At 71.4% G+C, this 23,042-nt stretch carries 18 protein-coding genes; 10 read left to right on the forward strand and 8 right to left on the reverse strand.

Annotated features, from left to right (window positions below):
- Positions 1 to 85 precede the first annotated feature (85 nt).
- Positions 86 to 1,417: a protein phosphatase 2C domain-containing protein gene (locus ACIHIX_RS07620; protein ID WP_399951214.1), complete on the forward strand. Its 1,332-nt coding sequence runs from the start codon at positions 86 to 88 to the stop codon at positions 1,415 to 1,417.
- Positions 1,418 to 1,444: 27 nt separating this feature from the next.
- Positions 1,445 to 3,187, forward strand: a complete 1,743-nt coding sequence (locus tag ACIHIX_RS07625; RefSeq protein WP_399951217.1) for a pyruvate dehydrogenase — start codon at positions 1,445 to 1,447, stop codon at positions 3,185 to 3,187.
- Positions 3,188 to 3,207: 20 nt separating this feature from the next.
- Here ACIHIX_RS07625 and ACIHIX_RS07630 read toward each other — a convergent pair whose 3' ends face one another.
- Positions 3,208 to 4,524: a helix-turn-helix domain-containing protein gene (locus ACIHIX_RS07630; protein WP_399951220.1), complete on the reverse strand. Its 1,317-nt coding sequence runs from the start codon at positions 4,522 to 4,524 to the stop codon at positions 3,208 to 3,210.
- Positions 4,525 to 4,758: 234 nt separating this feature from the next.
- On the opposite strand from ACIHIX_RS07630, the gene ACIHIX_RS07635 reads away from it, so the two are divergent.
- Positions 4,759 to 5,373 (forward strand): hypothetical protein, encoded by a 615-nt coding sequence (locus tag ACIHIX_RS07635; RefSeq protein ID WP_399951948.1) that lies wholly within the window; start codon positions 4,759 to 4,761, stop codon positions 5,371 to 5,373.
- Positions 5,374 to 6,209: 836 nt separating this feature from the next.
- Positions 6,210 to 6,692, forward strand: coding sequence for an ATP-binding protein (locus ACIHIX_RS07640; protein ID WP_399951222.1), 483 nt, complete (start codon positions 6,210 to 6,212; stop codon positions 6,690 to 6,692).
- Positions 6,693 to 6,756: 64 nt separating this feature from the next.
- Here ACIHIX_RS07640 and ACIHIX_RS07645 read toward each other — a convergent pair whose 3' ends face one another.
- Both ACIHIX_RS07645 and ACIHIX_RS07650 read right to left on the reverse strand, forming a co-directional pair.
- Positions 6,757 to 7,800, reverse strand: coding sequence for a DUF2637 domain-containing protein (locus ACIHIX_RS07645; protein ID WP_399951225.1), 1,044 nt, complete (start codon positions 7,798 to 7,800; stop codon positions 6,757 to 6,759).
- Between the two features lie 314 nt (positions 7,801 to 8,114).
- Positions 8,115 to 8,960 (reverse strand): (2Fe-2S)-binding protein, encoded by an 846-nt coding sequence (locus ACIHIX_RS07650; protein WP_399951228.1) that lies wholly within the window; start codon positions 8,958 to 8,960, stop codon positions 8,115 to 8,117.
- Between the two features lie 182 nt (positions 8,961 to 9,142).
- On the opposite strand from ACIHIX_RS07650, the gene ACIHIX_RS07655 reads away from it, so the two are divergent.
- Entirely contained in the window at positions 9,143 to 10,018 is an 876-nt protein-coding gene (locus ACIHIX_RS07655; RefSeq protein ID WP_399951231.1) for a GntR family transcriptional regulator, read from the forward strand.
- 15 nt (positions 10,019 to 10,033) lie between these two features.
- Here the strand turns inward: ACIHIX_RS07655 and ACIHIX_RS07660 are convergent, their stop codons facing one another.
- Positions 10,034 to 10,819: a hypothetical protein gene (locus ACIHIX_RS07660; protein ID WP_399951233.1), complete on the reverse strand. Its 786-nt coding sequence runs from the start codon at positions 10,817 to 10,819 to the stop codon at positions 10,034 to 10,036.
- Positions 10,820 to 10,946: 127 nt separating this feature from the next.
- Entirely contained in the window at positions 10,947 to 12,620 is a 1,674-nt protein-coding gene (locus ACIHIX_RS07665; protein WP_399951236.1) for a PucR family transcriptional regulator, read from the reverse strand.
- 367 nt (positions 12,621 to 12,987) lie between these two features.
- Here ACIHIX_RS07665 and ACIHIX_RS07670 point away from each other — a divergent pair, with 367 nt between their 5' ends.
- The 5 genes from ACIHIX_RS07670 to ACIHIX_RS07690 all read left to right on the forward strand — a co-directional run bounded on the left by ACIHIX_RS07670 (position 12,988) and on the right by ACIHIX_RS07690 (position 19,740).
- Entirely contained in the window at positions 12,988 to 13,878 is an 891-nt protein-coding gene (locus tag ACIHIX_RS07670) for an FAD binding domain-containing protein (protein WP_399951239.1), read from the forward strand.
- The gene (locus ACIHIX_RS07675; RefSeq protein WP_399951241.1) at positions 13,878 to 14,450 is read left to right on the forward strand and encodes a (2Fe-2S)-binding protein; all 573 of its coding nucleotides are present in this window, start codon (positions 13,878 to 13,880) and stop codon (positions 14,448 to 14,450) included. Before ACIHIX_RS07670 ends, ACIHIX_RS07675 begins: the two co-directional genes overlap by 1 nt.
- A gap of 2 nt (positions 14,451 to 14,452) precedes the next feature.
- Entirely contained in the window at positions 14,453 to 16,840 is a 2,388-nt protein-coding gene (locus tag ACIHIX_RS07680; protein ID WP_399951244.1) for a xanthine dehydrogenase family protein molybdopterin-binding subunit, read from the forward strand.
- A 249-nt stretch (positions 16,841 to 17,089) separates the two neighbouring features.
- Complete coding sequence (locus ACIHIX_RS07685) at positions 17,090 to 18,547, forward strand: NCS2 family permease (protein WP_399951247.1); 1,458 nt, start codon at positions 17,090 to 17,092, stop codon at positions 18,545 to 18,547.
- 38 nt (positions 18,548 to 18,585) lie between these two features.
- Complete coding sequence (locus tag ACIHIX_RS07690; RefSeq protein WP_399951250.1) at positions 18,586 to 19,740, forward strand: XdhC family protein; 1,155 nt, start codon at positions 18,586 to 18,588, stop codon at positions 19,738 to 19,740.
- Positions 19,741 to 19,756: 16 nt separating this feature from the next.
- Here the strand turns inward: ACIHIX_RS07690 and ACIHIX_RS07695 are convergent, their stop codons facing one another.
- From ACIHIX_RS07695 to ACIHIX_RS07705, 3 genes are read right to left on the reverse strand one after another with little or no spacing between them, the layout of a single operon-like run.
- Positions 19,757 to 20,728: a hypothetical protein gene (locus ACIHIX_RS07695; protein ID WP_399951252.1), complete on the reverse strand. Its 972-nt coding sequence runs from the start codon at positions 20,726 to 20,728 to the stop codon at positions 19,757 to 19,759.
- A 2-nt stretch (positions 20,729 to 20,730) separates the two neighbouring features.
- Positions 20,731 to 21,693: an AAA family ATPase gene (locus ACIHIX_RS07700; RefSeq protein ID WP_399951255.1), complete on the reverse strand. Its 963-nt coding sequence runs from the start codon at positions 21,691 to 21,693 to the stop codon at positions 20,731 to 20,733.
- Complete coding sequence (locus tag ACIHIX_RS07705; RefSeq protein ID WP_399951258.1) at positions 21,690 to 22,970, reverse strand: toll/interleukin-1 receptor domain-containing protein; 1,281 nt, start codon at positions 22,968 to 22,970, stop codon at positions 21,690 to 21,692. The genes ACIHIX_RS07700 and ACIHIX_RS07705 overlap by 4 nt, the downstream gene beginning before the upstream one ends.
- Positions 22,971 to 23,042 lie beyond the last annotated feature (72 nt).

Raw genomic sequence — 23,042 nt, forward strand, 5'->3', positions numbered from 1 at the left:
CCGCCCGGCGGCCTTGTTTCGCACGACCTGCTGATTTTCCGGTTGCCCCGTTTTCATCCGGCCCCAGCGGTGGACAATTAGGGGCATGAGCCATCAGGGGGGAAGGCCCACCGGCCACGAGGACGACTGGTGGGGACAGCTGTACGACGACAGGACACCGGACGCGGGCCCCACGTCCGCGCCCGACTCACTGGACGACAGATACGAGTCGGCGGCGGGCACGGTGAACGGGGACGCGGAGAGGGCTGACATCCCGGCGCAGCCCGCCGATTCCGAACCACCGGCGCCACTGCGGGCAGTCGTGCCGCAGGGCGGCACGGGTGGACGCAGCGGCACCCCGCCGGCCCGGGCGAGCGAGACCCACCCCCCAGCACCGACCCCGGGCGACCCGGACACGCAGCAACCCGTCCGCACGGCCACCCGCCTCGACCTCCCCACCCTCCCGCCCACATCCCCCGTCACCTACCTGGGCTCAGGCCCGCCCACCTACGAAGCCGAACCCACCGCTCTCCCGCCCGCGGACCCCGACGACCTCGACGACCTCGTGGCCGACACCGTCCTCGACGGCGCCCACTACGGCTCCTGCACCCTCCGCGCCGCCTCCGTCCGCGGCGACTCCGCCCGCTTCCGCGGCGAACCCCGCCGTGACTCCCTCCTCACCGCCCGCTTCGGCACCGGCGACCACGCCCTGGTCCTCGTCGCGATGGCGACCGGCGCCCGGGCCACGCCCGGCGCCCATCGAGCCGCCGCCGAGGCCTGCCACTGGATCGGCCGTGCGGTCGGCCGCAGTCACGCCCGCCTCGCCGAGGACCTCAGGGCCGCCCGCCGCGGCGACCTCAAGTCGGGGCTGCACCGCCTCACCGACCGCAGCCTCGGCAAACTCCGCGCCAGCGCCGCCGAGCAGGGCATCGACCCGGAGGAGTACTCCGCGACCCTGCGCTGTCTGCTCCTGCCCGCCGACACCGACTGCCGTACCCGTGTCTTCTTCGGCGTCGGTGCGGGCGGCCTGTTCCGGCTGAGGGACGGCGAGTGGCAGGACATCGAGCCGCGCGTCCTGGACGTGACCGGCGAACCGGTCGTCGGCTTCGGCTCGCTGCCCGCCGAGACCCCCGAGGGCGACCGCCTCACCATGGACCTCGGCATCCCCACCCCGCCGAGCCCCTACGAACCCGCCCCCGAGCCACCCCGCGAGCCGTTCCGCTTCCGCGCCTCGGTAGCCCGCCCGGGTGACACGCTGCTGATGTGCAGCGGCGGCCTCGCGGAGCCCCTGCGGGGTGAGCCGGAACTGAGCGACTACCTCACGGGACGCTGGGCGGGCCCCACCGCGCCGGGCCTCGCCGCGTTCCTCGCCGACACCCAGGTCCGGGTGAAGGGCTACGCCGACGACCGTACGGCCGCCGCCGTGTGGGAGGCGTAACCGCGGGGGGTGTGGATACATGGACTCATGGCCAAGCAGAACGTCGCCGAACAGTTCGTAGACATCCTCGTCCGCGCCGGGGTCAAGCGCCTCTACGGCGTCGTCGGCGACAGCCTGAACCCGGTCGTCGACGCCGTGCGCCGCAACGCCGGCATCGACTGGGTGCACGTACGGCACGAGGAGACCGCCGCCTTCGCCGCGGGCGCCGAGGCACAGATCACGGGCAGGCTCACCGCCTGCGCCGGTTCCTGCGGCCCGGGGAACCTGCACCTCATCAACGGTCTCTACGACGCCCACCGCTCCATGGCGCCGGTCCTCGCCCTCGCGTCCCACATCCCCTCCAGCGAGATCGGCCTGGGCTACTTCCAGGAGACCCACCCCGACCAGCTGTTCCGCGAGTGCAGCCACTACAGCGAGCTGATCTCCAGCCCGAAGCAGATGCCGAGGCTGTTGCAGACGGCGATCCAGCACGCGGTCGGCCGCTCGGGCGTCAGCGTCGTCTCCCTTCCCGGTGACATCGCCGACGACCCGGCCCCGGACAAGCCGCTGGAGACCGCGCTCGTCACCACCCGGCCCACGGTCCGCCCCGGCGACACCGAGATCGACCGGCTCGTCGAGATGATCGACAAGGCCGCCCGGATCACCCTCTTCTGCGGCAGCGGCACGGCCGGCGCGCATGCCGAGGTCATGGAGTTCGCCGAGAAGATCAAGTCACCGGTGGGACACGCCCTGCGGGGCAAGGAATGGATCCAGTACGACAATCCTTACGACGTCGGCATGAGCGGTCTGCTCGGTTACGGCGCCGCCTACGAGGCCACCCACGAGTGCGATCTGCTGATCCTGCTCGGCACCGACTTCCCGTACAACGCGTTCCTGCCCGACGACGTCAAGATCGCCCAGGTCGACGTCCGCCCCGAGAACCTGGGCCGCCGCTCCAAGCTGGACCTCGCGGTGTGGGGCGATGTGAAGGAGACCCTGCGGTGTCTGACCCCGCGGGTGAAGGAGAAGCAGAACCGGCGCTTCCTCGACAAGATGCTCAAGAAGCACGCCGACGCGCTGGAAGGCGTGGTGAAGGCCTACACCCGCAAGGTCGAGAAGCACGTCCCGATCCACCCCGAGTACGTCGCCTCCGTCCTCGACGAACTCGCCGCCGACGACGCCGTGTTCACGGTCGACACCGGCATGTGCAACGTCTGGGCAGCCCGCTACATCTCACCGAACGGCCGCCGCCGCGTCATCGGCTCCTTCTCGCACGGCTCCATGGCCAACGCACTGCCGATGGCGATCGGCGCCCAGTTCACCGACCGCAAGCGGCAGGTCGTGTCGATGTCGGGCGACGGCGGATTCTCCATGCTGATGGGCGACTTCCTGACCCTGGTGCAGTACGACCTGCCCGTGAAGGTCGTCCTCTTCAACAACTCCTCCCTGTCCATGGTCGAGTTGGAGATGCTGGTCGCCGGACTCCCGTCGTACGGCACCACGAACAAGAACCCCGACTTCGCCGCCGTCGCCCGTGCCTGCGGTGCCTACGGTGTCCGTGTCGAGAAGCCCAAGGAACTCGCGGGGGCGTTGAAGGACGCCTTCAAGCACAAGGGCCCGGCCCTCGTCGACGTCGTCACCGACCCCAACGCCCTCTCCATCCCGCCGAAGATCAGCACGGAGATGGTCACCGGCTTCGCCCTCTCCGCCTCGAAGATCGTCCTTGACGGCGGCGTGGGCCGCATGCTCCAGATGGCCCGCTCGAATCTGCGCAACGTCCCTCGACCCTAGTCCTCTAGTCCTCTAGTCCTTTAGTCCTCCGAGACCCACTTCCGGTTCGAGTAGTCGTACGAGTACTGCGGCAGCTTCTTGTCGCCCGTCGTGCGGAACGGGGTGCCGTGGTCGTCGACGCGGGCGGTGCCGGTGCGGCCCTGGGAGGACCAGTCGAGTTCGAGGTACCAGGTGCAGTCGCAGCCGACGGTCCGCGCGGTGACCAGCAGGATCTCGGGGTCCTCGGCGGAGACGCGGTAGGGCATCCGGATCGCCGGGATCTCGTTCTCGCCGTCGTTGCCTGCCTCCGAGCGGGCGATCGGCCGGTCCGCGTCGAGGTCGACGGAGAACATGCGCGGCGTGAGCGCGCCGCCGCAGCCGTTGTCCATGGCGTACGAGTTGCCCCCGGCCGGGGCCGATCGTCCGACCACCCGCACGCGCAGCGCCTCCAGGACCACGGCCGTGGAACTGCGCCCCTGCACGGACACCTGCACCATCGTCTCGCCGCCGTGCAGCGCGCCCTGCGCCGCCGCCCAGGTCGCGGCGTCCTGCGCGACCGGCGGCGGTGGCACCTGCGCCGACGGCTTGTCGATGACGTAGCGGTGGCCGCAGCCCGCGTTCCAGACATGGGAGTTGACCGTCCAGGACAGGGGCACGGCGGCCCCCGGGGCGGCGCCGCCGGTGGGGCTGTCGCCGCCCTTGGCGGACGCGCCGGGGTGTGGCCGACCCGGGCCGGAGCCGGACGGCGACGGGGTCCCCCGGCTCGGGGAGGCGGACGGGCTCGGCTTCTTCCTGGACGCGGTGGGGTCGGGTGACGTGGGTGCGGCCGAGGTGGAGCGGGCCGGATCGGTGGGGCTCACGGAGTCGGCGGCGGAGGAGCGGTCGTCCGAGAGGGCGGACAGACTGCCGAGCGTGGCGATCAGGGCGACGGCCGCGGCCGAGGCCACGAGGGCTCGCCGTCGGCGGTACCAGGGGCGGGGCGGCTCAGGGGCGCGGACGACGGTGACCGGATCGGCCTCGTTCACCTCGTTCGCCTCGACGGCCGGTTCGACCGGGGGTGCCGTCGGTGTCGACGTCGGCTCCTGCGGGCGCGATCGCTGCCGTGCCGCCACCGCGAGCAGCCAGCGCCGGTGGAGTTCGTGCCGTTCCTCCGGCGTCGCCCCGCACAGTGCCGCGAACCGCTCCACAGGGGCGAAGTCCAGCGGGACCGTCTCCCCGGCGCAGTAGCGGTGCAGCGTCGAGGTGTTCATGGCCAGTCGACGAGCCAACTGGCCGTAGCTGCGGTCCGTCCGTTCCTTCAGCCGCGTGAGCAGCGCCGCGAACTGCGCCACCGCGGCCGCGTCCCCCTGGTCCGACACCGTTGTCCCGCCCCCGTCGCTTGTCCCAGGCACTCACATACCTGCACGTCACATGGCCTGGGATGGTTCCACCGGCGCACAACGGCCGTCGGCTGTTGCGCCGGACGCCTGTGACCGCTGATGCTCTTGGTGTCGCACCGAGCGGGCCGGACCGACCAACCACCCCGGAGCGACACGCTACTTACTCGCACGCTTGTGCACATGCTTCTCGCACTCACTACACGGGGGACCACCATGCCCATGCGCACCCGAGCCGGAGCGCTCCTCGCCGTCGCCGCCACCGGACTCGCCCTCGGCGCGACGCTCGCCTCACCCGCGGACGCCGCTCCGAAGCCCGCTCCGAAGTTCCTTGCGGCGTCCGAGCTGCCGCCGCACCCCTCGTCCTCCTGGACGGCCGGCAAGGTCACCGACGGTGCCCCGGACAACCTGCTGTCCTGCCTCCGGGAGACGCTGCCCGGCTACGACTCCCGGTACCGCGCCTTCCACACCGACCTCGACACCAGCGCCCTGCAACTGACGATCGTCGTCGGCGACACCGGCAAGGCCAAGGCCCTCGCCACTCGCCTGAACAAGGACATCAGGACCTGCGCCACCCAGTTGGAGCAGGCCGACCCGGAGGTCGAGGCCACGCACCGGGACTACGGCACGCTGCCGGTCGAGGAGGGCGCCCGGGTGCACGGTCTGCACATCGAGGGCTCCTGGGGCTCCTCCGACATCAAGCTGCTCTCCGTCGGCCGGGACGGCGGGACCGTCACCGTCGTGGAGTGGGGGCAGCTGGGCGACTTCGCCGACGCACCGGTGAAGGCGTTCCGCAAGACGACGACCAAGGCCGTCGACAAGCTCTACTGAGCCACCGGAAGAAGCGGAGCCGCCCTCTCGCCACGGGGGTCGGGAGGGCGGCCTCCGCGGCAGGTCCGGTTCGGGGCGGGCGAATTCAGGCCAGTTTCAACGCCGGGTAAAACAGCAGCCGGAGCGGCCTGACGTGCCATGTCCGCAGGTCTCCGTCGCCGGCCGGGTACGGCGGCCCGGGCAGACGGGCATGGGCAGTTCGTCCGAGGCCCGTCGGTCAGGGTGTCTCCCGGGTGCGTAGGCCCGGAGCCCCGCCGAACCGCCGGTCGGCCGACCCGGACACGGGCCGGACGCATGGCTCCGGCCGCGCTCACCGTCGGGTGCCGGTCCCACGGGGTACGTCGTCGAGCCGGACGCCCACGAGGTCGTACAACCCTGCCCGTACCGGGAACCCGGGCTGGTCCTGGCGTCCCACCCGTCCCGCGGCGGGCCCCCGGACCGTGTGCCGGCGCCAACCGGAACGGCCTCGTCGACCAGCCCTTTCCCCGCCACGCGCCGTCCGCGCGGGCCCTCGCCCAGGCCCGCGGCCCGCGCGGCACATGCCAACCGGGGGAACCACCGGCACGCCCGCCCCGCGCCGCCCTCCGTGCCCGGCCCGCCCCGGCACCCGCCCCGGCCCCGTCGACACCCCGATCCGGACATGCCGCACGGCGCCTCGAAGCCTGATCGAAAGGCGGTGCAGCGGCGGCCGAGCGGTGGGTGTCGTAGCCGTGAACCGTGGCCGAACACCTGGTCGTTGACGATTCGACATGACTGCGGCGTGAACGACGGGGCATGGATCCCCGTGAACGTGTTCGAGCAGGAGGGAAACCGACATCGGCACGCGGGCGGGGGTCATGAAGAGGCAGGCACGAGGAGGCGGTCCCACGGCGATCGGGGCCTTCTCGGTGGAGACGGTGGAGGACAGGGCCGTGAGCGTCGGAGAACCGACGTCGGCCGTATCGCTACGGCGCAGACTCGGGCGGGCGGATCTGCGGGCGGTGCCCGAAGTACGCCGCGCACTGCGCGAGTTGCTGGGGCAATGGGGGAGGCCCGGACGATCGGAGATAGCGGAGCTGCTCACGAGTGAACTCGTCACCAACGCACTCGTCCACACCGACCACGACGCGGTCCTGACGGCCACCGTCGGACCCCGTGGACTGCGGGTGGAGGTGCGGGACTTCGTGGCCCGCAGGCCCAGACTGCGCGTACCGAACGCCGACGACGGTACGCACGGCCGGGGCCTGGTCCTCGTCCAGTCCCTCGCCGACGCGTGGGGCGTACGGGCGCACGGGGTGGGGAAGGCGGTGTGGTTCGAGCTCGACGCGGGCGCCGCGTGACCGACGGCATGCGAGGGGGGTACGGCCGTCCGGCCGTACCCCCCTCGCATGGTCCCCGAAGGGCTTAACCGAACTGCTGCTCAAGGTCCTTGAGCTTGCGCTCGAGGGAGTCGAGCCGCGGCAGGGCCATGGTGTCGTCCTCCGCGGTGAGGTCGACGGTGATCGGCTCAGTGCCTTGACGGACCGGCTGAAGGGACGGACGCGAGCGCACGGGCAGCGGTTCCGGCGTCGTGGATATGGCAGGCTCCGCGGTGGCTCGGTCGCCGCCCCGCTCCAGGGCCTGGGTCTCCACCTGCCGGCCGCCGCCGCGGCCGATGAATCCGCGGTGCCCCCGGCTGATGGCCTTGAGCTGGGCGCGCTCCAGACGGTCCGCCTCGCGGCGGCGCAGCCGGTTCGTCTCCTTCTGGCGCTGGTCCTCGCGGACCTCGTCGACCGCCTCGTCGAGGCTGCGCACGTTCTCCAGGAGCATGAGCGACCAGGCCTTGTACGTCTCACGCGGCGCCCGCAGCCAGCGGACCACGCGGATCTGCGGCAGCGGACGGGGCACCAGGCCCTGCTCGCGCAGCGCCGCCCGGCGGGTCTGCTTCAGCGCGCGGTCGAACAGGACGGCCGCCGACAGGGACATGCCGGAGAAGAACTGCGGCGCGCCGTCGTGGCCGAAGCCCCTGGGCGCGTGCACCCAGTTGAACCACGCCGCGGCACCCGCGAACGTCCACACGAGTATCCGGGAGCCGAGCGCCGCGTCACCGTGGCTGGCCTCGCGCACCGCGAGCACCGAGCAGAACATCGCCGCGCCGTCCAGGCCGAACGGGACCAGGTACTCCCAGCCGCCGGACAGGTTCAGGTTCTGCTGGCCGAAGCCGACCAGGCCATGGAAGGAGAGGGCGGCGGCGACCGCCGCACAGCAGAACAGCAGGACATAGGAGGCGGTGCCGTATATGGCCTCCTTGCGCCGCCGGCGCTCCTCGCTGCGCTCCCACGAGTCGTCCTTCGCGTGCTCCCCGCTGGACCGCTTGCTCCGCGCCAGCACCGCCATCGCCGCGACCATGCCCAGGAGCAGTACGGCGCCCGGAAGCAGCCAGTTCAGCGATATGTCGGTCAGTCTCATCTGGGGTCCCTTGCATTGGGATAGGGCGTAACGCCCGCCATAGTGGCCCAATCCCACCGGCCCTCAGGGGGTTTCGGGGCAAGAGGCCGCCAAGGAGGTGCAAGGGATTGCCCAAGGCGGCGTTCTGCTCGAACTGCCGCGTGAGGGGCGGGAGTTGAGTTCGAATAAGACTACCCGTACGGGTGGTTCCACGGAAAGTTCCTTCGGCAGGTGAGGAAATTGTGAATCCCCTGTAACCGGCCGGGAGCCGCGCGGGAGCCCTGTTCGCGGATGATCTTACGGGACCGGTGACCGGGTCCGTACCGCGGGGTCCCTCAACTGGCTGCCGCCGCCAGCAGTTTGACGACCCGGTCGGCGTCGCAGGTGCGCGGGCAGGTGGCGCAGGTGTCCTGCGGTTCGAGGGTGTAGTACATGCAGCAGCTGATCCGGTCCCGGGTGGGCAGCGGCTCGCCGGCCGGTCCGCTCAACTCCCGGAAGGCCGCCGAGCCGACGTACGGCTTGGTCGTGCCCGGCAGGAGCAGCTCCAGTTCGCGCTCGGCCCGACGCTGCTCGTGCTCGCCGAGCAGTCCGGCGACGTACCAGAGCCCCTCGACCACCTCGTCGGTCACCATGCCCCACAGGGCCCGCCCGCGCCGCCGCATCCGGGGTCCGAACCCGGCGAGCAGCGGCTCCATGTGCTCGGCGACGGCCTCCCGCACCTCGGCGCGCAGCGCCTCCTCGTCCGGGACCACCCGGGCGCCGGGCAGTGCCGCGGCCGGATCGCCCGGCAGGCAGGCGAAGGGCCCGGTCCGTACGGCGAAGTCCATCGGGCCCCGGGTCCGGTCGTACGACACCCGCGTCACGGGGAAGCGCGGCACCCGGCGGTGCAGGAACCAGGGCAGGGTGATCAGCAGACAGGCGGGCCAGGCGTACCGGTGCAGTCCGAAGCTCGCGATGACGTCCGGCCGGCCGGGGCGTCCGTGATCGCGCCGCACCTGTGCGTCGTCCCACACCAGGAAGGCGTCGAGTCCGTCGGTGCCCGCCGCGAGCGCGTGGGCGCCGACCCATCCGTCGCCCCGGGGCGACGGCTCCGCGGGCCCCAGCTCGCGCACCGTCATGCCCGGAAAGACCTCGGTCAGACGGTTGTAGGCGTCCGTGAGGGCCGAGGCGGGAGCGGGCATGCGGGGCCACCAATCCAGGACAGTTGTGCGACCACATAGGGCAGAGGTTCTGAAGGTAAGGCTAACCTTACCCAAGATCATCACGCTTTGAACCGTCGGCTTCTGCGCCTAAGGTGCTTGACGGGTGAGTGACAACCCGCCGTAATGACCCCAAGTACTGACACGTCCGGAGGAGGCTCCTTGTGAAGCAGGGCACACAGGGCTCCACCGGGACGGAGGTCACCGGACCGGTACGGGTGCCGTCGCAGGCGCGTCCCCACGGCGGGCTGCCGGAACCCCAGGTCGAGCGCACCCGCGCCGCCGACGCCGTACCGAACGCCCGCGGCGGGCGCCCGCCCGCCGAGCGGCCCCTGCCGGCACCGCCCTCCGTGGTCCCCGCCGAGCAGCCGCCGGTGTCGCCGCCCTCCGTGGCCGCCGCACACAGCGCCCGGCCCGTCGTCCAGCGGGCCTCCGTGCGCGGACAGATCCTCGACGCCCTGCGCACCGCGCTGGTGACCGGCGAGCTGACCCCCGGCGAGGTCTACTCGGCGCCCGTCCTCGGCGAACGCTTCGGCGTCTCCGCGACGCCGGTCCGTGAGGCCATGCAGCAGCTCGCGCTGGAGGGCGCCGTCGAGGTCGTCCCCAACCGCGGGTTCCGGGTCGTCGAGCGGGGCGCCCGGGAGCTGGCGGAACTGGCCGAGGTCCGCGCCCTGATCGAGGTGCCGGTCATGCTGCGGCTGGCGCGGACGACGCCCGCCGAGCGCTGGGCGGAGCTGCGGCCGGTCGCCGAGGCCACGGTGCGGGCCGCGTCGACCGGCTGCCGGGCGACGTACGCCGAGTCGGACCGCGCCTTCCACCGCGCGGTCCTCGCCCTGGCCGGCAACGAACAGCTCGTCCAGATCGCCGACGACCTCCACCGCCGCGCCCAGTGGCCCCTGACCGGCGGTCCGGCCGCCCGTGGCCGCGCCGAACTGGTCGCGGACGCGGCGGAGCACACCGCACTGCTGGACGCGTTGATCGCCGGGCATCTCGACGTGGTGCGGGCGCTGGTGGGGGAGCACTTCGCGGGCGCGAGCTGAACGGTCCCGCTGGGACTACGCCGTAGCCGCCCCCGCCGCCGGAGGCAGCGGCGTCAACTGCCGGGACAGCCACGTCGGTACGCCACCCAGCAGGCGGAACAGCCGCCGTGCCTCCTCGCGCAGCCGTGACGCCTCCGGCTCCACCTCCGCGTCGGCCAGCGAGGCCAGTGCCGGGGCGGTGCCGACCAGGTAGCCCAACTCCTCCCGGATCCGCAGCGATTCGCTGAACCCGTGCCGAGCCTCCGCCAACTCCCCTTCCCGCAGTGCGAGTCCGGCGAGATGGCGCCAGGTGAAGGAGAGGAGCAGCGGATCCGCGTGGGCCACCGCTCCCGCGTGCGCCCGCCGATACGCCGCCCGCGCGGCCTGCGGCGAGCGGGTGAGGTTCTCGGCGAGCAGTCCGCGCCGGAAGTCCAGCAGGGCCCGTCCCGGCGCCCCCGGCGCGATCAGCGCCGCCGCCCGCCCGAGCGCGGCCCGCGCCTCGTCGGCCCGGTCGCGGACCTGGTGCAGCGTGGCCGCGTACGCAAGTTGCCCTCTTTCACAAGCGGCGGCGCCCCGCTCGTCGTCGGTGTGGGCCAGCGCCTCGGCCGTGCGCAGCGCGTCCTCGGCCTCCTCCCAGCCCTGCTCGGTGTAGAGACACCGCTCGACCAGCAGCGCGGCCCGCTGCAACGCCGCGTCCGCGCCCACCGGTTGGAGCAGGGCTGCCGCGTCGGCCCAGCAGGCGCGTGAGCGCAGCCGCCATACCGCGGTCTGGAGTGGATCGTCAGGGGTCGTTCCGTTACCAGACATGGCGGTATACGCCACCTCGCCCTCCCCGGCACACCATTGAGCTGTTGAGTGGTGGCCGCATCTCAGCACGAATTCCGTGGCCCGGCCAAGGGGGTGGGTGAAGGATTTCACAAAGTCGTGGGATCCCCGGCGGCGCCGGATGTCAGCTCATCCTCAACGCCAGGAAGAAATCCAGCTTGTCCTCCAGCCGGGAAAGGTCACGACTCGTCAACTGCTCGATTCGCCCCACCCGGTAGCGCAGTGTGTTGACGTGCAGGTGGAGCCGGGTGGCGCAGCGGGTCCAGGAGCCGTCGCAGTCGAGGAACGCCTCCAGCGTCGGGATCAGCTCCGCGCGGTGCCGGCGGTCGTAGTCGCGCAGGGGGTCCAGGAGTCGGGCGGTGAACGCGCGGCGGACGTCGTCCGGGACGAAGGGCAGCAGCAGGACGTGCGAGGCGAGCTCCTGATGGCCCGCCGCGCACACCCGGCCGGGCCGGGCCGCCGCCACCCGGCGGGCGTGCCGGGCCTCCTCCAGCGCGCCGCGCAGCCCCTCCGCCGAGTGCACGGCCGCGCTGACGCCCAGCGTGACCCGGCCGTCGTCGTCGAGACCGGCGGCGAGCGGGTCCCGTACGGACTCCAGCAGGACGTCGGCGAGGATGCCCGTCTCGGAGCCGTCGTGCTCGGTCGACACCGCGGGCAGCGGGACCAGCGCGATGGCCTCGTCGCCGGTGTGGGCGACCGCGATCCGGTCGGACGGCTCGGTGCCGCCGGCCAGCGGGTCGACGAGGATCTCCTCCAGCAGCGACTGGGCGACCGTGCCGCCCTCGACGTCCCCGCCGTCCCACTCCACGCGGGCCACGACGACCTGCCAGTGCGGCGCCGCCCCCAGACCGGGCAGCAGGACCGGCGCGGCGACCCGCAGACGCGCGGCGATCTCGGCGGGTGCGGCGCCCGTCTGGACCAGCTCCAGGATCTCCTGGGCCAGCCGCCGCCGCACCGTGCGGGCCGCGTCTCGGCGGTCCCGCTCGACGGCGATCAGCTGGGTGACGCCCTGGAGCAGGTCGAGCCGCTCCTCCGGCCAGTCCCCGGCGTCCGCCTCGACGGCCAGCAGCCAGTCCGACAGCACCGTCTCGCGCACGTCCCGCGAGGCCTGCGGGGAGCGTCCGCTGCTGCGGACCGGGAACAGCGAATACGTCGTGGAGCCGAGCGTCAGCCGGTGCGGCCCGCGCCGGCCCGTGCGGACGGCCGCCAGATGCTCCGCCGCGAGCTTCGCGCAGATGTCGGCGGGCAGCGCCGGGCCCGAGGCCTTCGAGCCCGCGATCAGCCGCCCGGTCGGCGACAGCACCCAGGCCCGCAGATCCAGGTCGGAGCCGAGCAGGTCCAGGACGACGTCCGGGCCGCCGCCCGCCGGACCCGAGGTCATCATCCGGCGGTGCCGGTCCACCACGGCCGCCAGATCCCCGGCCCGCTCGCCGCTGACCTGCCGTACGACATGTTCGGTGATCGTCGCGAACGCGACCGACTCGTGCACCGCGAACAGCGGCAGCCGGTTGCGCGTACAGGCCAGCACCAGGTCGTCCGGCACATCGCCCAGCTCGGCCTCGCCCGCCGCCAGCGCCGCCACCCCGGCCTGCACCAGGATCCGCACGAACGCGTCGGAGTCGGCGGCGTCCCTCCGCCAGGCCAGGCCCGTGAGCACCAGCTCGCCGCCCGACAGATAGCGGCTCGGATCCCGCAGGTCCGTGGTCATCACACCGCGCACGGTGCGGTCCAGCTCGTCCTCGCCGCCGAGCAGCCGCAGGCCCAGCGCGTCGGTGTCCAGCAGTGCGCGCAGCCGCATTCTCGTCGCCGCCGATCTTTGTCTCGAAATCTACGATGAACTGTGAGGCCCCTGTGCGGGAGGCGCCGGTCCGACGGGGCCGGTGTGCTCCGCGCACCGCCCCTCGGGCTGTGTCCCAGGTCACGCCCGGTGTGTCGCGCGTTTCCACAGGAAAACATGGAGGTTACTGAGGACCTCCGTTCATACGAATCTACAAGATGCCCGCCCCGACCAGCCAACTCCTTCAGAGTTTCCGTGACTGACCCCGTCGGAGCACGTCGCTGTGTACTGGCCCCACTCCGCGTGAACAACACATGAACGAGCCGGGCCCGCCGCACACGATCTGGCTCGATCCGTACCACCCACGAGACGCAGAAGAGAGCCGGTCATGGACTTCCTTCGCCCCGCCAGCTGGGAGGAGGCGCTCGCCGCCAAGGCCGAGCACCCCACCGCTGTGCCCATTGCGGGCGGCACCGATGTGATGGTCGAGATCAACTTCGACCACCGGCGGCCCGAGTACCTGCTCGACCTGAACCGGGTCACCGACCTCACCGAGTGGGAGGTCGGCCAGGACTCGGTGCGGCTCGGCGCCTCCGTCCCGTACACCAGGATCATGGAGAACCTCCGTGCCGAGCTGCCGGGCCTCGCCCTGGCCTCGCACACGGTGGCGTCCCCGCAGATCCGCAACCGCGGCGGCGTCGGCGGCAACCTCGGCACCGCCTCCCCGGCCGGTGACGCCCACCCCGCGCTCCTCGCGGCCGGGGCCGAGGTCGAGGTCGAGTCGGTGCGCGGCTCGCGCCTGATCGCGATCGACGACTTCTACACCGGGGTGAAGCGCAACGCGCTCGCGCCCGACGAGCTGATCCGCGCGGTCCACATCAAGAAGGCCGACGGTCCGCAGCAGTACTCGAAGGTCGGCACCCGCAACGCGATGGTCATCGCGGTCTGCGCCTTCGGTCTGGCCCTGCACCCCGAGACCCGCACGGTCCGCACCGGCATCGGTTCGGCGGCCCCCACCCCCGTTCGGGCCAAGGCCGCGGAGGAGTTCCTGAACGCGGCGCTCGAAGAGGGCGGGTTCTGGGACAACGGAAAGATCATCACCCCGTCGGTCGCCAAGCAGTTCGCGGAGCTGTGCTCGGGCGCCTGCAACCCGATCGACGACGTCCGGGGCACGGCGAGCTACCGCCGCCACGCGGTCGGCATCATGGCCCGCCGCACGCTGACCTGGACCTGGGAGTCGTACCGCGGCACCGCCGCTCGCACGGAGGGAGTCGCGTAATGCGCGTCAATTTCACGGTCAACGGCCGTCCGCAGGAAGCCGACGACGTCTGGGAGGGCGAGAGCCTCCTCTACGTCCTGCGTGAGCGCATGGGCCTGCCCGGCTCCAAGAACGCCTGCGAGCAGGGCGAGTGCGGTTCCTGCACGGTCCGTCTGGACGGGGTGCCGGTCTGTTCGTGTCTGGTCGCGGCGGGCCAGGTGGAAGGCCGCGAGGTCGTCACCGTCGAGGGGCTGGCGGACTACGCCAAGCAGCGCTCCTGCGGCTCCACTTGTGGGACCTCGCTCAACGAGGCCAAGCACTGGGAGGCGAAGGGGGGCACCGACTCGCAGACCGGTGAGGGCACCGAACTCTCCCCGATCCAGCAGGCGTTCATCGACGCCGGCGCCGTCCAGTGCGGCTTCTGCACCCCGGGGCTGCTGGTCGCCGCCGACGAGATGCTGGAGCACAACCCGAACCCGACCGACGCGGACATCCGCGAGGCGCTGTCGGGCAACCTGTGCCGCTGCACCGGCTACGAGAAGATCATGGACGCGGTCCGCCTCGCGGCCGCCCGGCAGTCTGAGGCGGTCTGACCATGGGTACGACTGGTACGCCCACCAACATCACGCAGGGCTCCAAGACCAAGGGCGGCATCGGCGAGTCCACGCTCCGCCCGGACGGCACCCTCAAGGTCACCGGCGAGTTCGCGTACTCGTCCGACATGTGGCACGAGGACATGCTCTGGGGCCAGATCCTGCGCTCCACGGTCGCACACGCCGAGATCGTGTCCATCGACACGAGCGAGGCCCTCGCCCTGCCGGGTGTCTACGCCGTCATGACGTACGACGACCTGCCGACCGACGTGAAGAACTACGGCCTGGAGATCCAGGACACCCCGGTGCTCGCGCACGGCAAGGTACGCCACCACGGTGAGCCGGTCGCGATCGTCGCCGCCGACCACCCGGAGACCGCGCGCCGCGCCGCCGCCAAGATCAAGGTCGACTACCGCGAGCTGCCCGTCATCACCGACGAGGCCTCCGCGACCGCGCCGGACGCGATCCTGGTCCACGAGGGCCGCGACGACCACCACATCGGTCACGTCCCGCACCCGAACATCGTGCACCGCCAGCCGATCATCCGCGGCAACGCCGAAGAGGCCGCTCGGCGTGCCGACTTCGTCGTCAAGGGCGAGTACACCTTCGGCATGCAGGACCAGGCCTTCCTCGGCCCCGAGTCGGGTCTCGCGGTGCCGGACGAGGACGGTGGCGTCCACCTCTACATCGCCACCCAGTGGCTGCACAGCGACCTCAAGCAGATCGCCCCGGTCCTCGGCCTGCCCGAGAGCAAGGTCCGGATGACGCTGTCCGGCGTCGGCGGTGCCTTCGGTGGCCGCGAGGACATCTCGATGCAGATCCACGCCTGTCTGCTGGCGCTGCGCACCGGCAAGCCGGTCAAGATCGTCTACAACCGCTTCGAGTCCTTCTTCGGCCACGTCCACCGCCACCCGGCGAAGCTCTACTACGAGCACGGGGCCACGGCTGAGGGCAAGTTGACGCACGTCAAGTGCCGCATCGTCCTCGACGGCGGCGCGTACGCCTCCGCGTCCCCCGCGGTCGTCGGCAACGCCTCCTCCCTCTCGATCGGCCCGTACGTGGTCGACGACGTCGACATCGAGGCCATCGCCCTCTACACCAACAACCCGCCCTGCGGCGCCATGCGCGGCTTCGGCGCGGTCCAGGCGTGCTTCGCCTACGAGGCCCAGATGGACAAGCTCGCCGACCAGGTGGGCATGGACCGGGTCGCGTTCCGTCAGCTCAACGCGATGGAGCAGGGCACGATCATGCCGACCGGCCAGCCGGTCGACTCACCGGCCCCGGTCGCCGAACTCCTGCGCCGCGTCAAGGCGATGCCGCTCCCGCCCGAGCAGCAGTGGCTCGCGGCCGGCGAGGAGGCCGACGTACGGCAGCTGCCCGGCGGTCTGTCCAACACCACGCACGGCGAGGGTGTCGTCCGAGGCGTCGGCTACGCGGTCGGCATCAAGAACGTCGGCTTCTCCGAGGGCTTCGACGACTACTCCACCGCCAAGGTCCGCATGGAGGTCGTCGGCGGCGAGCCCGTCGCCACCGTCCACACGGCCATGGCGGAGGTCGGCCAGGGCGGCGTCACCGTCCACGCGCAGATCGCCCGCACCGAGCTGGGCGTCGCGCAGGTGACCATCCAGCCGGCCGACACGCAGGTGGGCAGCGCCGGTTCGACCTCGGCCTCCCGGCAGACGTACGTCACCGGCGGCGCGGTCAAGAACTCCTGCGAGCTGGTCCGCGAGAAGGTCCTGGAGCTCGGCCGCCGCAAGTTCGGCTCGTACCACCCGGCGTGGGCGACCGCTGAGTTGCTGCTCGAGGGCGGCAAGGTCGTCACCGACGGCGGCGAGGTCCTCGCGGATCTGGCCGAGGTGCTGGAGGGCGAGACCGTCGAGGTGGAGGCCGAGTGGCGGCACCGTCCGACCGAGGCCTTCGACCTCCGGACCGGCCAGGGCTTCGGCCATGTCCAGTACTCCTTCGCCGCGCACCGCGCGGTCGTCGAGGTGGACACCGAGCTCGGCCTCGTCAAGGTCATCGAGCTGGCCTGCGCCCAGGACGTCGGCAAGGCGCTCAACCCGCTGTCCGTCATCGGCCAGATCCAGGGCGGCACCACCCAGGGCCTCGGCGTCGCGGTGATGGAGGAGATCATCGTCGACCCCAAGACCGCCAAGGTCAGGAACCCCTCCTTCACGGACTACCTGATCCCCACCATCCTCGACACGCCCACCATCCCCGTGGACGTGCTCGAACTCGCCGACGACCACGCCCCGTACGGGCTCCGTGGCATCGGCGAGGCCCCCACCCTGTCGTCGACCCCGGCCGTCCTCGCGGCGATCCGGAACGCGACCGGGCTGGAACTCAACAGGACGCCGGTCAGGCCCGAACACCTCACGGGCACGGCGTAACCGCCCAGTTGAAGCTCTCCGGGCGGCGCAGGGAACGTCACAACCTCCACCGCGCCGCCCGGAGCACCAAGTCCCGCACCGCTCGCGGCACTTGAAGCGCGACCAAGCGCGACCAAGCGCGACCAAGTAGTACCTCTGTTCGTTCGTCTCGGGCCGTCCCCCGGGTCGTGCGGCCGAAGCACCTTCCCAAATCCCGCAGCCGCAAGAGCGGTTGACGGGGGCCCCTGTGAACCTTGGGAGTAGGCCCACATGACCCAGCAGTCACTGGAGCCGGAGACCGTCGCCGACGACGCGGGAGAAGGCACCCGCGTCCCGGCCGGACGGTCCTGGCTCGACCGGTACTTTCACATATCCAAGCGGGGATCCACGGTCGCGCGCGAGGTGCGCGGCGGCGTCACCACCTTCATGGCGATGGCGTACATCCTCCTGCTCAACCCCCTGATCCTGTCCGGCAAGGACGCGGCGGGGGACACCCTCGGCCAGAAGGCCCTCATCACCGCGACCGCGTTCGCGGCGGCCTTCACCACACTGCTGATGGGCTTCTTCGGCAAGGTGCCGCTCGCCCTCGCCGCCGGCCTCTCCGTCTCCGGCGTCCTGTCCTCGCAGGTCGCCCCGCAGATGACCTGGCCGCAGGCCATGGGCATGTGCGTGATGTACGGCGTCGTCATCATGCTGCTGGTCGTCACCGGCCTGCGCGAGATGATCATGAACGCCATTCCGCTCGCCCTCAAGCACGCGATCACCATGGGCATCGGCCTGTTCGTCGCCCTGATCGGCTTCTACAAGGCCGGCTTCGTCCACCAGGGCAAGGCGACCCCGGTGACCCTGGGCCCGACGGGTGAACTCGCGGGCTGGCCGGTCCTCCTCTTCGCGGCCACGCTCCTCGCGATCTTCATGCTCCAGGCCCGAGGCGTCCCCGGCGCGATCCTGATCGGCATCCTCGGCGGCACGGTCCTGGCCGTGATTCTCAACGCCCTCGACGTGATCGACCCGAAGCAGTGGGCGAGCGGCGCCCCCGAACTCCACGGCAGCGCGGTCTCGATGCCGGACTTCTCGATCTTCGGCGACGTCGAGTTCGGCGGCTGGGGCGAGGTCGGCGCGATGACGGTCGGCATGATCGTCTTCACGCTCGTCCTGGCGGGCTTCTTCGACGCGATGGCGACGATCATCGGCGTCGGCACGGAGGCCAAGCTGGCCGACGAGCAGGGCCGGATGCCGGGCCTGTCGAAGGCCCTCTTCATCGACGGCGCGGGCGGCGCGATCGGCGGCGTGGCGGGAGCCTCGGGCCAGACGGTGTTCGTGGAGTCGGCGACGGGAGTGGGCGAGGGGGCCCGCACGGGCCTTTCCTCGGTCGTCACCGGCCTGTTCTTCGCGGCGTGCCTGTTCTTCACCCCGCTGACGGCGATCGTGCCGGGCGAGGTGGCGGCGGCGGCCCTGGTGGTCATCGGCGCGATGATGATGATGAACGCCCGGCACGTGGACTGGGCGGACCGGGCGACGGCGATCCCGGTCTTCCTGACCGTCGTCATCATGCCGTTCACGTACTCGATCACGGCGGGCGTCGCGGCCGGTGTCATCTCGTACGTCGCCATCAAGGTCGCCCAGGGCAAGGCGCGGGAGATCGGGGCCTTCATGTGGGCCCTGACAGTGATCTTCTTCGTCTATTTCGCCCTCAATCCCATTGAGAGCTGGATGGGCGTGCACTAGCCGCCCCCTGTACACCACTTCCGTTAGGAGACCGAGAGATGCTGGACATCGCCGAAGAGCTGCACCGGTGGGTCGAGCAGGGACGCGACTTCGCCGTGGCCACCGTGGTGGCCGTCGGCGGCAGCGCCCCTCGCCAGCCTGGCGCCGCCCTCGCGGTCGACGCCGACGGCACGGCGATCGGCTCGGTCTCCGGCGGTTGTGTGGAGGGCGCGGTGTACGAGCTGTGCCAACAGGCGTTGCAGGACGGCGAGACGGTCCTGGAACGCTTCGGCTACAGCGACGACGACGCCTTCGCGGTCGGCCTGACCTGCGGCGGCATCATCGACATCCTGGTGACACCGGTACGGGCGGGAGACCCCGTCCGTGAGGTGGTCGTCGCGGGCCTGGCCGCCGCGGCTTCCGGTGAGGCGGCTGCGCTGGCCCGTGTCGTGTCAGGCCCGGCCGAGCTGGTGGGGCGGGCGCTGCTGGTCCGCCCGGACGGCTCGTACGACGGCGGCTACGGCGCCCACCCCGAACTGGACCGCACGGTCGCGGCGGAGGCGGGCGCGTTCCTGGACGCCGGCCGCACGGGCACGCTGGAGATCGGAGAGCAGGGCTCGCGTTGCGGAGCACCGCTCACGGTCCTGATCGAGTCCTCGGTCCCGGCCCCCCGGATGATCGTCTTCGGCGCGATCGACTTCGCGTCGGCGCTGGTGCGGGTAGGTAAATTCCTCGGCTACCAGGTCACGGTCTGCGACGCGCGTCCCGTCTTCGCCACGCAGGCCCGCTTCCCGGAGGCGGACGAGATCGTCGTGGAGTGGCCGCACAAGTACCTGGAGCGGACACAGGTCGACGCGCGCACGGTCCTGTGCGTCCTGACGCACGACGCGAAGTTCGACATACCCCTGCTCCAGCTGGCGCTGCGCCTGCCGGTGGCGTACGTCGGTGCCATGGGCTCCCGGCGCACCCACCTGGACCGCAACGAACGGCTGCGCGAAGTCGGCGTGACCGAGCTGGAGTTGGCGCGCCTGCGGTCGCCGATCGGGCTGGACCTCGGGGCGCGTACGCCGGAGGAGACGGCGTTGTCGATCGGGGCGGAGATTGTCGCCAACCGGCGTGGGGGGAGCGGGGTTTCGCTGACGGGGGCGCATACGCCGATTCACCATGACGTGACGACGTCTCTTCCGGGTCGGCGGATCGGGTCGGTGGCCTGAGGTCCCACGGTCGCCGTCAGCCGTTGTGCATCCGGACCCAGCCGACCGTGGTCCTGCGGTCCCAGGGGACCATGCGGACGCGGTCGGTGGCCCAGGAGGGCCAGCGGTGGCGGGGGTAGGGGAGGAAGACGACGGGGGCGCAGCGGGCTCGGGTCAGACGCTCGAAAAGGCGCTCCCACTCGGCCCTGCCGCCCTGCCAGGAGTGTGCGGGACCGCCCAACCCCAGGTCGGTGAGGAGGAGGACCCGGGTCCCCGGGACCGGCGGCACGTAGGGCTGCCAGGCCCCGTGGTCGGCCGGTCCCGCCCCTCCGACGAGGGAGTCCTCGAAGTACAGGACTTCCGTGGTGTCCTGCCCGACGGTTCCACGGATCCGCGCCACGAGATCATCCTGATCCCTGTGGAACGGCTGCATGCCGAGGCCGCGATCGACGAGGACCTGCACGCCGAAGCGCAAAGTCGGGGCGGGACGGCGGGGCAGGGTGTTCAGCGGCAGCCCCTTGGCCAGCCGGTCGACGGCGCGTGGGATGTCCACGTCCCCGTCGGGTTCCCAGCGAGATACGGCGGCCTGGACGATCGCGGGTGCCGAGCGGGGCGCGAGGAGCGGTTGCCGCAGTGGTGGTGGGCCGCTGCGGGATGCGGCGCGCAGTGCGGGCACCGTCCACCGGACCGGCGGGCGGCTCGCCCGGACGACCGGGACGAGAAGCCGAGGACCCGTTCCGGCGGCGTCCTGGCCCCCGGCGGTGGTGGCGGGTGCGTGGAACGCGGGGACCGGTGCCGTCTGCCCGATGTCCGGCCGTGCGGGGGCGGGAGGTTGGGGCCGGCGTCCGGCGTCCGGGGCTTCGGAGGGACGTATCTCATCCCCCGTGCCGCTCGTGTTCTTGGTGACGCCGAGCAGTTCGGACACCGCGCGCAGGGTCTCAGGATCGTGGTCGCCCAGGGCGGCGAGGGCCCGGGCGACATCGCCGAGCCAGATCCCGGGAGACGTCACCGTCAGCTCTCCGGTTGCTGCGGCTTGAGCAGGGCGAGATCTTTCAGCTGGGACCAGCGGCCGTCGTCGGTGTTGATCCTCAGCTCCTTACAGGCGCGCAGGGCATCCAGGAACTCCGCCGTGCTGGGCGGGCGCAGCCCCTTCTCCTTGGCTTCCCGCCGGGTACTCAGCAGAGCGTCGGCGAGTTCCGCCGCCAGTTTCCGGTCGGCCGCGGTGAAGACCCCGACGGACGTGGTGAAGTGGGCCTGGGCGATCTCCACCAGTCGGCCCTTCTGCGGTTCCTCGAGCCAGAGCACCACACAACGGCGCAGGAAGGCCTGCGGAAGTTCACGTTCCTCGTTCGTGGTGATGATCACGAGATGTGCTGCGGGCTCGCCGTCCAGGACCGGTGTCTGCCGGGTCACCTCCTCGCCGGTCTCCTGCACCCTGAACCGGTTCGAACCCAGCGGAACAAGAAGGCTGTTGGGCATGTCCGGGTCGGCCTTGTCGATCTCGTCGATCAGGACGACGGCGCAGTGCCGCTTGCGGTCCTTGTTGACCTCGTGCCAGGGGTCGACGCGTGGTTCGCCCGCTCGACCGGCCGCCGAACCGGGGTCGAACGCCCACCACAACGGACCGGGAGTCACATAGCGTTCGTCCCTCAACGCGGATCCTCTGCCCCGCACTTGGGCGTCGCTCAGGCGGCGGACATGGTCGTACGTCCACAGCAGGTCACGGCCCTGCGTGCGTGAGGTGACGACCTGCTCGTAGTAGCGCCACCCTTTGGTGAGGGCGATGTGCGCAGCCAGGGACGACTTGCCGGAACCGGGCTCCCCGCGCAGCAGCAAGGGGCGCCCGGTGGCCAGGGCGACGTCGACGGCCAGCTCGATCCGCTTGTGGCTGACATAGCCGAGGCCGTCGCGGCGGTCCGGTGCGTCCCGGGGCGGGGTGACGGGGTCCGCCTGCGCGAGGTCGTCACCGGTCATGCGCTTACCTCCAGGCCGTTGAGGCGGTCGGGCAGGTCCTTGAGTTCCTGGGTGAGCTGATAGCCGAAGTCCTCGGAGTCCTCGGCGAGACGGGGGAGGACCACGAGATCCGCCAGCCGGGACGCGAGCCGGGTACGGGCGGGGTCGTGTTCGTCGACGAGCAGGACGATGAGAAACCAGGGGAACAGCTCGTGGAGGCGGGCCACGACACGTTCGACCAACCGGGGGCGGACCTCGTGGACGTCGAGGATGAGACAGTGCAGGAAGCCGTCGCGGGGACGGAACTTCGCGATGTCACGCCAGGCGGGGTAATGGTGCACCTGCCGCACCGCCTCCACACACTGCGCCACGAGGTCGTCGTACGCGTCCTCACCGGTGGGGATGCCGCCCGCGGCCCGGTACCGGTAGTACATGATCTGCCGGCACATGGCGCGGTCCACGTACTGCCCCGCCGTACCGGTGTCCCGGGCGTTCAGCGCCACCAGGTGCTTGGACGCCAGTCCGTCCGGAGGCAGTAGCCGCCGCGCCGCCTCGGCATCGATCCACGTGGGCGTCAGGAGAGTGATGAGCTTCCTCAGCTCGTCCATGCTCATGCTCTGCGCGATCTCGTACACGGCCTCCCTCAGCCGCGCCGCCGTCGCCGTCGCCAGCATGTGGTGCGCGAGGAACTCGCCGCTGCCGGCCAACGCGCCGATCTGCTGCAGGTCCTGTTCCTCGATCCCGAGAGCGCGGCCCGTGGCGAGCAGCGCCTTGGGGTCATGGACCGTGTTCAGCCGCTTCACCACGTCTTCGATCCAGCGCCGCATGTGATCGGTGGGGTGCTGGATGGCGGGCAGCGCGGCGAACTCGCCGAGCACGGCGTCGGCCAGCCGCTCCGCGTAGGTGTCGTCGTCCGCGTCGTAGGACAGCTTGGCGACCTGTAAGGGGAGGAGGTCCTCGAAACCCTCGTCCTCCAGCTGACCGGCCGTCACCTCGCCGACGAGTACCGGCAGCACCCGCAGCGACGGACACAGCGCCCGTCTCCACATCAGGATGTTGACCTCACGGCGCACCCATGTCGACTTCAGCGCCGCGTCGTTCAGCAGGACGATCGCGACGTCGCACTCGGCGATCCACCGCATCAGCTGCGGGCACCACTCACGTCCGGCCTGCAACGCGTCCATGTCCAGTCTGACTTCGTACCTCGCCTCGTCCCTGAGACCGGTGAGGACGCGCTGGGTGACGCGGAGGGCGAGCGGGTCCCGCTTGGCGCTGTGGCTGACGAACACGTTGATCATGGGCGCCGCGCACCCGTGTCGCCTGCTGGACGGCGTATCGGTGTGCGTCCCCCGAGCGTGTTCACATGCCGA

Origin of the sequence: Streptomyces sp. NPDC051913 (assembly GCF_044593635.1) — a bacterium.
Lineage (GTDB): Bacteria > Actinomycetota > Actinomycetes > Streptomycetales > Streptomycetaceae > Streptomyces.

What these genes read in the sequence shown, in the direction of transcription:
- ACIHIX_RS07650 (WP_399951228.1), bottom strand. Translation starts at nt 8,960, where the DNA reads ATGCCCGCTCCCGCCTCGGCCCTCACGGACGCCTACAACCGTCTGACC.
- ACIHIX_RS07700 (WP_399951255.1), bottom strand. Translation starts at nt 21,693, where the DNA reads ATGACCGGTGACGACCTCGCGCAGGCGGACCCCGTCACCCCGCCCCGG.
- ACIHIX_RS07685 (WP_399951247.1), top strand. Translation starts at nt 17,090, where the DNA reads ATGACCCAGCAGTCACTGGAGCCGGAGACCGTCGCCGACGACGCGGGA.
- ACIHIX_RS07670 (WP_399951239.1), top strand. Translation starts at nt 12,988, where the DNA reads ATGGACTTCCTTCGCCCCGCCAGCTGGGAGGAGGCGCTCGCCGCCAAG.
- ACIHIX_RS07690 (WP_399951250.1), top strand. Translation starts at nt 18,586, where the DNA reads ATGCTGGACATCGCCGAAGAGCTGCACCGGTGGGTCGAGCAGGGACGC.
- ACIHIX_RS07705 (WP_399951258.1), bottom strand. Translation starts at nt 22,970, where the DNA reads ATGATCAACGTGTTCGTCAGCCACAGCGCCAAGCGGGACCCGCTCGCC.
- ACIHIX_RS07625 (WP_399951217.1), top strand. Translation starts at nt 1,445, where the DNA reads ATGGCCAAGCAGAACGTCGCCGAACAGTTCGTAGACATCCTCGTCCGC.
- ACIHIX_RS07665 (WP_399951236.1), bottom strand. Translation starts at nt 12,620, where the DNA reads ATGCGGCTGCGCGCACTGCTGGACACCGACGCGCTGGGCCTGCGGCTG.
- ACIHIX_RS07620 (WP_399951214.1), top strand. Translation starts at nt 86, where the DNA reads ATGAGCCATCAGGGGGGAAGGCCCACCGGCCACGAGGACGACTGGTGG.
- ACIHIX_RS07645 (WP_399951225.1), bottom strand. Translation starts at nt 7,800, where the DNA reads ATGAGACTGACCGACATATCGCTGAACTGGCTGCTTCCGGGCGCCGTA.
- ACIHIX_RS07640 (WP_399951222.1), top strand. Translation starts at nt 6,210, where the DNA reads ATGAAGAGGCAGGCACGAGGAGGCGGTCCCACGGCGATCGGGGCCTTC.
- ACIHIX_RS07680 (WP_399951244.1), top strand. Translation starts at nt 14,453, where the DNA reads ATGGGTACGACTGGTACGCCCACCAACATCACGCAGGGCTCCAAGACC.
- ACIHIX_RS07675 (WP_399951241.1), top strand. Translation starts at nt 13,878, where the DNA reads ATGCGCGTCAATTTCACGGTCAACGGCCGTCCGCAGGAAGCCGACGAC.
- ACIHIX_RS07635 (WP_399951948.1), top strand. Translation starts at nt 4,759, where the DNA reads ATGCCCATGCGCACCCGAGCCGGAGCGCTCCTCGCCGTCGCCGCCACC.